12 protein-coding genes are annotated in these 12,369 nt (G+C 71.9%); 7 read left to right on the forward strand and 5 right to left on the reverse strand.

Annotated elements, in window-relative coordinates; genetic code table 11:
- Positions 1 to 465 precede the first annotated feature (465 nt).
- Both NRK68_RS00005 and NRK68_RS00010 read left to right on the forward strand, forming a co-directional pair.
- Entirely contained in the window at positions 466 to 720 is a 255-nt protein-coding gene (locus NRK68_RS00005; RefSeq protein WP_183069405.1) for a DUF6400 family protein, read from the forward strand.
- Entirely contained in the window at positions 707 to 943 is a 237-nt protein-coding gene (locus NRK68_RS00010; protein ID WP_257854269.1) for a hypothetical protein, read from the forward strand. The genes NRK68_RS00005 and NRK68_RS00010 overlap by 14 nt, the downstream gene beginning before the upstream one ends.
- A 27-nt stretch (positions 944 to 970) precedes the next feature.
- On the opposite strand, the gene NRK68_RS00015 is transcribed toward NRK68_RS00010, so the two are convergent.
- From NRK68_RS00015 to NRK68_RS00025, 3 genes are all read right to left on the reverse strand, one after another.
- Positions 971 to 1,549: a DUF4232 domain-containing protein gene (locus NRK68_RS00015; RefSeq protein ID WP_257854270.1), complete on the reverse strand. Its 579-nt coding sequence runs from the start codon at positions 1,547 to 1,549 to the stop codon at positions 971 to 973.
- A 132-nt stretch (positions 1,550 to 1,681) separates the two neighbouring features.
- Positions 1,682 to 3,301 carry a serine/threonine-protein kinase gene (locus NRK68_RS00020; protein ID WP_308295990.1) on the reverse strand — a complete coding sequence of 540 codons (1,620 nt, stop codon included), beginning with the start codon at positions 3,299 to 3,301 and terminating at the stop codon, positions 1,682 to 1,684.
- Positions 3,302 to 3,362: 61 nt separating this feature from the next.
- Positions 3,363 to 3,614: a hypothetical protein gene (locus NRK68_RS00025; protein WP_257854271.1), complete on the reverse strand. Its 252-nt coding sequence runs from the start codon at positions 3,612 to 3,614 to the stop codon at positions 3,363 to 3,365.
- 304 nt (positions 3,615 to 3,918) lie between these two features.
- Here NRK68_RS00025 and NRK68_RS00030 point away from each other — a divergent pair, with 304 nt between their 5' ends.
- Positions 3,919 to 4,083, forward strand: coding sequence for a hypothetical protein (locus NRK68_RS00030; protein WP_257854272.1), 165 nt, complete (start codon positions 3,919 to 3,921; stop codon positions 4,081 to 4,083).
- 129 nt (positions 4,084 to 4,212) lie between these two features.
- Here the strand turns inward: NRK68_RS00030 and NRK68_RS00035 are convergent, their stop codons facing one another.
- Positions 4,213 to 5,541: a hypothetical protein gene (locus NRK68_RS00035; RefSeq protein ID WP_257854273.1), complete on the reverse strand. Its 1,329-nt coding sequence runs from the start codon at positions 5,539 to 5,541 to the stop codon at positions 4,213 to 4,215.
- A gap of 310 nt (positions 5,542 to 5,851) precedes the next feature.
- The gene (locus NRK68_RS00040) at positions 5,852 to 6,985 is read right to left on the reverse strand and encodes a serine hydrolase domain-containing protein (RefSeq protein ID WP_257854275.1); all 1,134 of its coding nucleotides are present in this window, start codon (positions 6,983 to 6,985) and stop codon (positions 5,852 to 5,854) included.
- A gap of 158 nt (positions 6,986 to 7,143) precedes the next feature.
- Here NRK68_RS00040 and NRK68_RS00045 point away from each other — a divergent pair, with 158 nt between their 5' ends.
- The 4 genes from NRK68_RS00045 (at position 7,144) to NRK68_RS00060 (ending at position 12,366) form a co-directional block, all read left to right on the forward strand.
- Positions 7,144 to 8,148 (forward strand): AraC family transcriptional regulator, encoded by a 1,005-nt coding sequence (locus tag NRK68_RS00045; protein ID WP_257857721.1) that lies wholly within the window; start codon positions 7,144 to 7,146, stop codon positions 8,146 to 8,148.
- The gene (locus NRK68_RS00050; protein ID WP_257854277.1) at positions 8,145 to 8,855 is read left to right on the forward strand and encodes a 4'-phosphopantetheinyl transferase family protein; all 711 of its coding nucleotides are present in this window, start codon (positions 8,145 to 8,147) and stop codon (positions 8,853 to 8,855) included. The genes NRK68_RS00045 and NRK68_RS00050 overlap by 4 nt, the downstream gene beginning before the upstream one ends.
- A gap of 718 nt (positions 8,856 to 9,573) precedes the next feature.
- Positions 9,574 to 11,145: a S8 family peptidase gene (locus NRK68_RS00055; RefSeq protein ID WP_183069414.1), complete on the forward strand. Its 1,572-nt coding sequence runs from the start codon at positions 9,574 to 9,576 to the stop codon at positions 11,143 to 11,145.
- Between the two features lie 171 nt (positions 11,146 to 11,316).
- Positions 11,317 to 12,366: a DUF2804 domain-containing protein gene (locus tag NRK68_RS00060; RefSeq protein ID WP_257854279.1), complete on the forward strand. Its 1,050-nt coding sequence runs from the start codon at positions 11,317 to 11,319 to the stop codon at positions 12,364 to 12,366.
- The last annotated feature ends 3 nt before the right edge of the window (positions 12,367 to 12,369 follow it).

The following is a 12,369-nucleotide window of genomic DNA, read 5'->3' on the forward strand; positions in this document are numbered from 1 at the left end:
CGGGGCACAGAGCCTTGGCAGGCCAAGGGCAGACACGGGACGAGGCGCCGCCGCCCAAGGAAATCCGCACCCCCCTCAGCGAGCGCGGTCCCGACCTGAACCCTGCCCCCGGGTACTCCCGAGTGAGGTTTCGGCCAGGTCGCTGACGGCCCCGCCTCCCCATAACCGCACACCGACATCAATGCCCCGCACGGCGCCCAATCCCGCAGGCATGCGCAGCCGCCCTGCCCAACCCGAGTCACGAGAATGCCGAGGCCGATGCGGCTCGAGGCCTGTGCAGGGGGTGGGCCGGGGAACGGAGACAAAGTCGGACCGGGAGAAAGGGCGGGCTCGGGGCCGGAGGTGGGAGGGGCGGGCGTGACGTGTGGCCGTGGACGGGGGCTGGGGAACGGGACGCTGGTGGGGGCTGTGACTCCGGACACCCTCCCTTGACCGGCCAAGGAAGGGCTACCTAACTTCGAGGACATGGCCCCCCACGAACCTGCCGCGTCCGCGCCGGTCGACTTCGCGCTCGACCTCACCCCCCACGAGACACTCCGGCGCGCCCACATGATGGAAGCGCTCGGCCCCGACTGGAACCCGGTCGAGGTCCTCCTCGGCGAAGAAGCCGCTTACGACCTGCTGTACTCCGGGCTCGATCCGGAACAGCAACAGATCCACGACACCCTCGTCGCAGCCGGGATACTCCCCGCTCGCGGAGACCACCGTGCTACCCCTTGACCCGCAGGCCGACCCCGGACGTCGTGCCTGGGTGCCCTGTCCTCGCTGCCGCGACAGCAACCATTGCGAGCCCTGTACTCAGCGGCGGACCTGCCCCACGCACTGGCGCTACCTTCTCGCCAACACCGGCAGCCTCCTCCACCTCCAGTGCTCCAGCTGCAATCACGTGTGGGCACACGAGACCCATTTCGGCGCCACCCGCGCCCACTGGAACCCCCGCTGAGCGCGTAGGGCGCCGCAGGCCCAGGGGTCAGGAGGCGGGGCGGAAGGCAGTGGCGCGGACCACGGTGCCGCACAGGGCGAAGTTTCCGCCGTCGTCCGGTGCGAGCTGGAGACGGGCACCCGCGACACCCAGGACCATCGAGGGCGCGACGAAGGGCTCGGCACCCGAGGCGCAGTAGCCGTCGGCCTCGCCCAGTACCGGCGTGAAGGAAATGCGGGTCTGAGCCGCACCGCCGGGGGGCAGCTCCACCGGACGCGCCGGGCCCAGACGGACGACCGTCAGGGATTTGGCACGGGCAGGCGAGCCCTGGCCGGCCAGGGCGATGGCAGGGTGGCCGCGCAGGACACACGGCGCGGAACCCTCGTTGACGACGGTGATCCGCACCGCGTTCGCCCCCAGACGTTCGGCGCCGTCCGCCGCGACCTGACCGCTGCCGCACGGAGGTACAGGCGCATACACAGGCGCCTGCACAGGCGCTGTAACAGCACCGGGTTCTGTTCCGGCGGCCGGTGCGGCAGCAGCCAGCAAAGCTGCCGCGGCGGCGGCCGCTCCCAGGGCCGTACGCAGCCGGCCGGGGGCCGCAGCGCCGTTCACGGTGTAGGACATGACACTCCTCTGCATGCCGCGCTGTGCCGGTGTGCAGATGGGCCTCCTCCCAGCCTGGCACCCACCTCCCCCGGCCGCCTGGTGTACCGGCGTCCGTCGGTCAGCCTCGGTCTGCCGGCATCGGTCGGTCGGTCAGCCTCGGCGGGTGAGGGCCTCGGGGGCGCCTGCCGACTGGGCTCCTTCCGCTTCCAACGTCAACCGGTCGGACTGCGTCATCGTGAGGACGTAGAGATTGCCCCGGGGGCACTCGAACGTCGCCGAACCATCGGTGGGGTGACTGGTCACCGCCGCGAAGACAGCGGAGGCCTGGCGGATCTGCCGCAGCTCCAACGCCTCGGTACAACCCAGGTTCCGCCCGGTGACCAGCTCTTTGACATCACTGACCTGCCGGCCCACGATCTCGCCGACCGCCCCCGCGTTAAAGGTCACCGTGACCGAGAACGCACCCGCCCTGGCCCGAGTGACACCGTCCGCATCCGGCGTCCCCGGACCGGTGCCGGTCCAGGTTCCCACCCACGCCGCAGGCAGAACCGCCGGCCCCGATACCGACGCAGACGCGACCGGGGTCGGGGTCAGGGTCGAGGTGGGCTTGCCTCCACCGCCGTGGTCACGGTCGCCGTCCATGAGGAGCCGTAGTGGGAAGAAGGCCAGAACTGCCGCCACGGCCACCGCACAGCCCGCCGCCAGCAGCCGGCTCCGACCCGAAAACCGCCCGCCGCCGGACGCCGTGGGCGGTGTGGCAGGTGTGGAGGGTGTGGCAGGTGTGGACGGCGATGGTACAGCCGGTGGGGCCGCGGGTACCGGGGGCACCGCCACCACCGGCGGAGTGAGGAGCCGGGCCAGTTCGGCCTCGCGGCGCGCGACATCAGCCTCCAGGGCAGGCGGTACCGCGGTGCCCCACTCCCCCGGCCCCGCCCCCGGCCCCGGCCCGTCAGCCGTCAGGCGCTGCAGGAGTTCCGCCGCGGTGGGGCGCGCGGCCGGATCCTTGGCCAGGCAGTCCCGCAGCAAGGGCGCCAGATCCCCCGGGACACCGTCCAGCCGGGGCTCCTCGTGCACGATTCGGTAGAGGAGAGCCGGCAGCGTCAGCTCCTCACCCGCTGCCAGAAACGGGCCGCGCCCCGTCGCCGCATGAACCAGCACCGCAGCGAGGGAGAACACGTCCGCCGGAGCCGAGGCGACAGCGCCGGTGGCCTGCTCCGGAGCGAGGTAGCCGGGAGTACCGATGACCGCGCCGGTCTGCGTGTAGCGGGCGTCGCGCACCACGCGGGCGATACCGAAGTCGATGAGGAAGGGACGGTCGCGGCCCAGCAGCACGTTCGCCGGCTTGATGTCGCGATGAACGACCCCGGCTGCCTGCACCGTGACCAGTGCGGCCGTCAGCTCCCCGGCCAGGCACAACAGAGCGGGCAGCGGCAACGGCCCGTGCCGATGGACCCAGTCCGCCAGCGAGGGCGCCGCCACGTACTCCGTCGCGAGCCACTGCAACACGGCCCCCGGCGGACTGAAGTCGACCACCGAGACCATCCAGGCGCCCCGCACCCGGTCGCTCGTACGGATCTCCCGGTCGAAACGCTCGGCGAAACCCGCATCCGCGCTCAGATCCCGGTGCACCGTCTTCAGCGCGAGAGGCCGCCCCGAGGCCGTCCGGGCCAGAAAGACCTCGCCCATCCCACCCTCACCCAAACGCGCCAGCAGTCGGTACCCACCGACCTCCGACGGGTCACCAGGCCGCAGAGACCCCATCAAGCCCATCCCATCCCACCCCCACCCCACCCAACCGATCCAGCCCCCAGACCCTTGTACAAGGGCAGGGTCAGCGGGCAGCACGCTGGTCGTAGACGGCCAACGACAACGCCCTCACCGCAGCATGCGCACGCTCGGCATCCACACCCTGATCAACCGCCTCCAGCGCCGCAGCCGCCGAGACCCGCACCGCCTGCGGCAGACCCTCATGCGCACAGACACGGTATGCGACGCCCCGCCGCGCGACGCGCTCCTCCTCGCTGACCCCGAAAGCCGTCACGGGGAAAACCGCCGCCTGGTACACCGCAATGCTGACCAGCACCGCATCCGCAATCCCCTCGGCGTACCCACCCGCGCCCGCGACAGTGCCGGGCGCAGGGGCAGGAGCAGGGACAGGGGCAGGGGCGGGAGTAGGAGCAGGAGCAGGAGCAGGGCGGAGGTAAGCGGCCACGTGGCGGCGCGACAGGAATGATCCGATCCCCGCGCCCAGCCCGGCCGCCGTCGCCGCCAGCACCCCCGTCACTCGCCCACCCAGCAACAAGCCGAGGCAGGCCCCACCCGCCACTCCGCACATCACCAACACGAAAGTGATCATCAAGTGGATTCGGGCAACAGGCGAGAACCTCATGCCCAGCAGTATCCACACCCACCCGCCACCCGCCGAATGCCCGTCCGAAGTTCCTCAGGCCTTCGGGGCGGGGGACGAGCGTCTCATCGGTTGGCCGGCCGACCCGCGCGACGGGGACTACTGGCGTGCCGAGGCGGGGCTGCCCGCCCACCTGGCCTCCTGACAAGCGGGCGGTTGCTCGACACCGCCCGTAAACCTGCAGACCGATGTCCTCAGCCCTGCCGAAGTCGAGGTCGGCCCCGGCAGCGTGGCCCCGGGTACTGACCCCGCCCCGCTCCCGCCCGGCAGAAGGTCAGGACCGTACGACGCGGGAGCCATAGGGCGCGCCGGCCGGGGTACGCAGCGTCTCCAGTCGGCGCTCGGCCAGGCGCAGACGGTCCGGATCCAGCGACGGCAGGGCACGCAAGAGACCCACCAGCGCGGGTCCCAGCTCCAGTGCCCCAGCCCGGTCCTTCAGCTGCGTCCAGCAGTACAGGGCGCCCGCTGCCGCATCCTGCACCTCGGCAGCATCCGGGCCCTGCGATGCCAGCCGAGCCTGCCCCGCAGCCGTCCACAAACGGGTCGCCGAGGCGAAATCACCCGCCATCCGCGCAAGGTCCGCCCGGATCTCCCCGCACTGCACCGCCTCTGCCGAGGCATGCCCCGACCGTTCCACCACCCACCGTTCCCACGCCCTCGCCAGTGCGTCCGCCTCCGTATGCCGGCCGCCCACCGCCAGCGCGTGCAAACGTGCCCGCGGGTCCTCCGTCCCCACCACTGCCACGGCACCGGTCACCGCGTCCGCTGCTTCGACAACCCGCGTGGTCCCGGCAAAGGCCACGGACTCCGGAGCAGGAACAAAAACAGGTACAGGTGCAGGTCCAGGTACAGGACCAGGTACAGGACCAAGAACAGGAACAGGAACGGAGCGCGTCTCCAGCTCCCGTGCGGACGGCACCACCAGCGTGCCCGGCGCCAGCCCGGCCGACCCCGCTGCCAGGACGTGCAGTTCCACGTTCGACGGCCGCACCGGAGCGCGCCGCAGTTGGTCGATCCACTGCCGCGTGTACCCGCTGACCCCGCCGACCGCCGCCGGGGCACCCGGCCCGCCCACCACGCCGAACGCCTCCACCCCCGTAAGCCCGGCCAGCCCCGGCAGCGTCCCGGTCTCCTCCACCAGCGGCCACGCCGCCTTGTCCGCCACCAGGTCGACCACCACCGTGGTCTCCCCCGCCGTACGTGAACGCAGCTCCCCCAGCAGCCACTCCCACGGCAACGACGTGTACCGGACGCTGGCCGCCGTCGTCCCCGCCAGCGCCACGAACAGCCCGCGGCCACGACCATGACCCCGGCCACGACGATCCGCTGTCAACCGCCCGGATACGTAGACGAACAGCGGCCCTTCCGCACCGACCGCCACGCGCAGCCGCGCCAACACCGTGTTCGGATCGCGTACTCCCTCCAGGCACACCATGTCGGCCGGCACCCCACACCCCAGCAGCGCATCCGCCGGGACCATCGCCAACGCGGCCACGTTCACGCCGGGAGCCACCAGCACGCCGCCACGGCGCACCGCTGCGTCTCCCGCCAACAGCATTACGTGCCCACGCCGCTGACCACCACTCACACCACCGAAACCCATGATCCGACGTTACCCACATCACACCCTGTACCGCACACGCACCCCCACCGCCCCAACCACCCCCACGCCGGGACCGGCCTGCGCCGTCACACCGCCGACAGCGCGTGGGCGTGGGCGGCAGCCGGCGCCCCGCACCAACGTGCTCATCGGCGGCGCCAAGAGCGCCCGCGGCCGCGGCCGCGCCTGCCGAGCCCTGGTGCGGCTGCCCCTGCGCTACGTCTTCCGCCCCGCACCGGACGGCGCCCGGACCTCCCCCTATGCCGCGACCGTTCCCGATCTGCCCGGACGCGAGCGGCAGACGGGCGGGCTGTCACTGCAGTCCGCCGTAGGCGGCCATGATGATCTCCAGGCCGCGGTTGTCCTCCTGCGTGTCCCGGTCGAGCATCCGGTTCATGACGTAGGCCACCGTCATGCGCGAGCCGGGGTCACTCGCGACCAGTGAGCCGCCCCAGCCGCCCCATCCGAAGGCGGTGCCGAATCTGCCGAAGCCCATGGTCCAGGACACCGGCGTCCGCAGGACCCGGTCCTCGCCGTGGAACACATCCTCCCAGGCGGGCTCACAGCCTCGGGGCGACAGCAGCCGCACACCGCCCGCCGATCCGCGGTTGGCCAGTACCGACTGGACGAGGGCGACGGACCGGGCGTTGCCGAAGCCGTTCACCGCCGGGATCTGCGCCTGGCGCCAGGCCGCTGAGTTGATGTCCCGCACCCGGATCGCCGCACCAGGGGACTCCCGGCGTACGCCGTCCGGCCCGAGGGGCGCCCTGGAGGTGTACGCGTCGGTCAGCGACGGCGGCGGGACGAGCGGTGCGACACGGCGGTCGTGCTCGGCGCCGAGCCCGAAGTGGAAGTCCGCACCCAACGGCCCGGCCACCTCGTCGGCGAAGAACTCACCGAGGCTGCGGCCGGTGACGCGGCGGACGATCTCACCCACCAGGAACCCGAAGGTGAGCGCGTGATAGCCGGCGGCCGTTCCCGCTTCCCACTCGGTCGTCTGCGCGGCCAGCCCCGACGTCACGCTCTCCCAGTCGTAGAGCTCCTCCACGGTCGTCGGCCCCGCCAGGTCCGGGAGTCCTGCGGTATGCGACAGCACATGTCGTACCAGCACGTTCTCCTTGCCCGCGGCCGCGAACTCGGGCCAGTAGGCGGCGACCGGCGCGGCCAGGTCCAGCTCCCCCCGGTCGGCCAGGATCAACGCGCACAGGGCGGTCATGTTCTTGCTCGTCGAGTTCACACAGGTGAGGGTGTCGCGCTCCCATGCGGTGCGGCGCTCAGCGTCCGCGTAACCGCCCCAGATGTCGACCACCGGCTCACCGTCGAGGAAGACGGCCACCGAGGCCCCCACATCGTCCGTGCCGAGGAGACCCGCAAGCACCTCGCGGACCGCGGCGAACCGCGGCTCGCACCGTCCCTCGATCTCCGTATCCGTATCCGTATCGTTCATGGCACAAGGCTGAGTGGCCCCCTCGCGGCCCGCCCGACACTTCCCGCACCGGCTTTGTCGGGCGGGGCACGATCGGGTCGCCCCTACCCTGCAAGGAAGCGCGGCCCCCGCGACGGGACGGCGGGGTGGGCGTCGACAACGAGGAAGGACGCAGGCGCGTGCTGGAGCGGCTGAATCAGGCGCTGGACCACCTCGAGGATCGCCTCGAGGACCGCCTCGGCCAGGACGTCATCGACATGGCCGAGGTGGCCCGGATCGCCGCAGTGCCGGAGTACCACTTCCGGCGGCTGTTCTCCGCCCTGGCCGGAATGCCCCTCCCCACCTACGTGCGGCGGCGGCGCATGACGCTCGCCGGGGCCGAGGTGCTCGCCGGAGACCTGACGCTGCTCGACATCGCGGTGCGCTACGGGTACGGCTCGGGCGAGGCGTTCGCCCGGGCGTTCCGGTCGGTGCACGGCATCGGGCCGGGTGAGGCCCGGCGTACGGGAGCGGTGCTCACGGCGCAACCGCGGATGTCCTTCCGTGTCGTCGTCGAGGGCAGTACGAGCATGCGCTACCGGATCGTGGAGAAGGAGCCGTTCCGGGTCGTCGGCAGGAAGACCACGGTCCCTCTCGTGCACGACGGGGTCAACACGGCCGCCACGGCACATGTGGAGAGCCTGGACGCGCGGACGATCGCACGGATGAAGGAGCTCCGCGGTGTCCCGGAGCCGGAGGGGATCCTGTCGGCGTTCGTGTATCTGACCGGCAGTCGGGAGGAGGGCGCCCACGCGGATTACTGGGTCGGTGTCGCGACCCGCCCCGAAGCGACCACCGGCGAACGCGGCGAACCCCGCGACCTCGACACCCCCGACACCTCCGACGCCGCCCCCGCCCCCGCCCCCGACACCGCCGACGCCGACGCCCTCCGCACTCTCGACGTCCTCGACGTCCCTGCCGGGACCTGGGCGGTCTTCGACCATCACGGTCCCTGTCCGAGCGCCGTCCAGGAACTCTGGCGCGACGTGTTCACCCTGTGGTTCCCCTCCAACCCGTACACGAGCCGACCGGGTCCGGAGCTGCTGCGGACCCGGCCGGTGGAAGTCGGCTCGGCAACCGACTTCCAGCTGTGGATCCCGGTCGAACGGACGCTCCACCCGTCTCGACTACCCTCAAACGCGTGATCGAGCACCTCAACCAACTCGGCCCCAATCCACCCGTCCCAGGCCCCGCGCCCACCCCCACCACACCCGTCGTCTGGGCCCTCAACACCACCATCACCACCGTCGGCGGCCACGCCGTCACCGACGCACACCACATCCTCGACACCGAAGAACGCGAACGGGCCGCCCACTTCCGGGACCCCGGCCACCGACACCGCTACACCACCTCCCACCTCGCCCTGCGTACCCTCCTCGGCACCTACCTCCACCAACCACCGCAGACCATCCACCTCACCCGCGAGAACTGCCCCTGCTGCGGAGCACCCCACGGCCGACCCAACGTCCCCGGGAACCCCCTCCACTTCTCCCTCTCCCACAGCGGCGACCACGCCTACATCGCCCTCGCCACCACCCCCGTCGGCATCGACATCGAACAACACCCCACCCCACGAACCGTCACCGACGTCCTCCACACCCTCCACCCCACCGAAACCCAAGAACTCACCACCCTCCCCACCACCCGACAACCCTCCGCACTCGCCCGCTGCTGGGCCCGCAAGGAAGCCTGTCTCAAAGCCACCGGCGTCGGACTCGCCAACGGCCTCACCCACCCCTACGTCGGCACCCACCCCCAGCCCCCGGCCATCCCCGGCTACCACCTCACCGACCTCCCCGCCCCCACCCATTACCAAGCCGCCCTCGCCACCCTCACCACCACCTCCCTCTGAAACCGCGCCCCGGCGCGACCCTCCCGCGCACGAAAATTTCACAACTCGGCGCCCTGGTACATCGGTAGGCGATCCCCAGCGGCTCCGCGCCGCTCCCCCGCCTCCCGACCGGGTGCCGCAGCCGTCCGCCCAGCGGACCCGGCAGCCGTGATCTGATCCCGTCGCGCACGGCCGGGACGCTCGGCACGGCGCGTCCGCGTGGCGTGAACCCGTCTCTGCCACCACATCGGCGGAGTGCGCTCCTCCGCCAGGGTCGTCCAGGAGGCCGCAGGCGGCAGCCGCAGGCTGCGGCCGCAGGCTGCGGCCGCTACCAGGTCCGCCGCCGCGGGAGGGTTTCCGCGCCGACCCGGACGGGCGTCACACCCGTCCCCGGCTTGAAATCGAGCCCCGGCACCACCACCGCCGTCCGGGCCGCGTCAGCGGTACGGGGACGCGTTCGGCTCGTATACGCCCACCTCGCCGGGCACACCGGCCGTGCCCGCGTCATGTGCGGTGCGTCTTTGCCGAATCATGGCCGGAGCATGGCAAGGATGTTACGCGCCCGCCGGCCTCTTGTGGGCGGGCCGGGGGTGGGTCAACCTTTCGGAGGCGGAGGCGAGTTGACGGGTTGTCATGTACCGGCCATAGGGCACGCATGGCCGCACATGCCGGCGGTTCGCGTCGGCCGTCGCTTCCGCTCCATCCCCGAAGTGCACCGCCCATGAGGAGGACCCCCCACATGTCCGTGATGCGTCACACACGCCGGAAGCTCGCCGGCATCAGCGCGACCGCCGTCGCGGCCCTCGCGCTCGGCGCGGCCGCCGCCCTGCCCGCCTCGGCCGCCGACAGCGGCGCGCAGGGCGTCATCGAGAACGCCGGCGCCGCGGGAACCATCTCCGGCAGCTACATCGTGACCCTGAAGGACTCCGCCGCCCGCTCCACCGCCGACAGCGGCAAGGCCGTGGCGAAGCGGTACGGCGCGACGATCGACCGGACCTACAGCTCGGCCCTCAACGGCTACTCCGTGAAGGTCTCCGAGGCGCAGGCCAGGAAGCTCGCCGCCGACCCCGCCGTCCAGTCGGTCGTGCAGGACCGCGTCTTCACCGTGGACGCCACCCAGCCGAACCCGCCGTCCTGGGGCCTGGACCGGATCGACCAGCGGGCCCTCCCGCTGAACCAGAGCTACACCTACCCGGACAAGGCCGGCGAGGGCGTCACCGCGTACATCATCGACACCGGTGTCCGCATCACGCACCAGGACTTCGGCGGCCGTGCCTCCTACGGCTTCGACGCCATCGACAACGACAACACCGCCCAGGACGGTCACGGCCACGGCACGCACGTCGCCGGTACCGTCGCGGGCGGGGCCTACGGCGTGGCCAAGAAGGCCAAGATCGTCGGCGTCCGCGTCCTCGACAACAACGGCTCCGGCACGACCGCCCAGGTCGTCGCGGGCATCGACTGGGTGACCCGCAACGCCGTCAAGCCGGCCGTCGCCAACATGTCGCTCGGCGGCGGCGCCGACTCCGCGCTCGACACGGCCGTCCGCAACTCCATAGCCTCCGGCATCACCTACGGCGTCGCGGCGGGCAACGAGTCCACCAACGCCTCCACCAAGTCCCCGGCCCGCGTCGCCGAGGCCATCACCGTCGGCGCCACCACGAACACCGACGCCAAGGCGAGCTACTCCAACTACGGCAGCGTCCTGGACCTCTTCGCGCCGGGCTCCTCCATCACCTCCGCGTGGGCCACCGGGGACTCCGCCACCAACACCATCTCCGGCACCTCGATGGCCACGCCGCACGTGGTCGGGGCGGCGGCGCTCCACCTGTCGCAGAACACCTCCAGCACCCCGGCGCAGGTCCGTGACGCCCTGGTGGGCGCCGCGACCCCGAACGTGGTGACCAGCCCCGGTACGGGCTCCCCGAACCTGCTGCTCAACGTCGGTGGGGGTGGCACCGTCCCGCCGGGCAAGCGCTTCGAGAACACCGCCGACTACGCGATCAGCGACAACGCGACCGTCGAATCGCCCGTCACCGTCAGCGGGGTCACCGGTAACGCCCCGGCGGCGCTGAGCGTCGCGATCGACATCAAGCACACCTACATCGGTGACCTCAAGGTCGACCTGGTCGCTCCCGACGGCACCCTGTACAACCTGCACAACCGCTCCGGCGGCAGCGCGGACAACATCATCAAGACCGTCACCGTCAACGCCTCCTCCGAGGTCGCCAACGGCGTGTGGAAGCTCCGGGTGAACGACAACGCCAACCTCGACACCGGCAAGATCGACTCCTGGGCGCTGCAGTTCTGATCCCAGGGACCTGATCACAGGGACCTGCCCACAGGGACCTGCGCGCAGCGAACGGCGCGTGACTTCTGAGCAGTGACGAAAGGCGGGGGCGACCACGGCGGTCGCCCCCGCCGCACGTCCGCGGACGCTGCCCCCTCGACCACCGCGCACGCGGCCGCGTAGGGTCCGCGCATGGCCACGTACGAACGTGAGATCACCCGTCCCGTCGGCCTGTGCCTCCCCGACGGCAGGCTCGATCCCGCCGCGATCGGCTGGTCGCGCCGGCCTGTGCACCGCTCGGCCATCCGGGGCTGGGGCCGTACCAAACGGTGGGAGTACTGGTGCGTGACGACACCGACGCACCTGGTCGCCCTCACCGTCGGCGACCTCGACTACCTGGCGCTGAACTCCGTCTACGTGCTGGAGTTCGGGCCGGGTCGACGGCGGGAGTTCGAGCGGACCGCCATCGTTCCCGGTGGCCGCGGCGTGCGCCTGCCCGACGCCGTCGCCGGCTCCGCGGGGACGCGGCCCCTCGTCGTGGGGCCCGAGCGGCCCGTCCGCGGCCAGGTCCGCATCAGGATCGCCGAAGGGCCGGGCGGCACCCGGTTGGCGGCGCGCTGCCTCGGACCCGGCCGGGTACCCGTCGAGGTCGATCTGTTCGCCGCACTGCCCGACGGGCACGAGACCCTTTCGGTGGTCGTCCCGTGGAGCGACCGCCGCTTTCAGTACACCTCCAAGCACACGGCGCGCCCCGCGACGGGCACCGTCACCGTCGGGGCCGACGTCCTGCCGTTCGGGGACGGTGCCTGGGCCGTACTGGACCACGGGCGCGGGCGGTGGCCCCGGCACGTGCGCTGGAACTGGGGGGCGGCTTCCGGCCGTACGGACGGACACACGGTCGGCCTCCAGCTCGGCGGCGAGTGGACCCGGGGCACGGGCTCGACGGAGAACGCACTGTGCGTCGACGGCAGGATCACCAAGATCGGCACGGAGCTCGACTGGCATTTCGCGCCCGACGACCCGCTGGCGCCGTGGACCGTCCACGACGGCCGGGCCGGTCAGGTCGACCTGCGGTTCACGCCGTTCCACGTACGGCGGGCCCGCACGGACGCCGGGCCGGTCGGCAACCGCACCGACCAGTGCTTCGGCCACTACGCGGGAACCGTCCGCGAGGACGGGGGCCGGCGGATCGCGGTCGACGGCCTGTTGGGATGGGCGGAGAACGTCCGTATGCGGTGGTAGCGG

Source organism: Streptomyces yangpuensis, assembly GCF_024666385.1.
Taxonomy (GTDB): Bacteria; Actinomycetota; Actinomycetes; order Streptomycetales; family Streptomycetaceae; genus Streptomyces; species Streptomyces yangpuensis.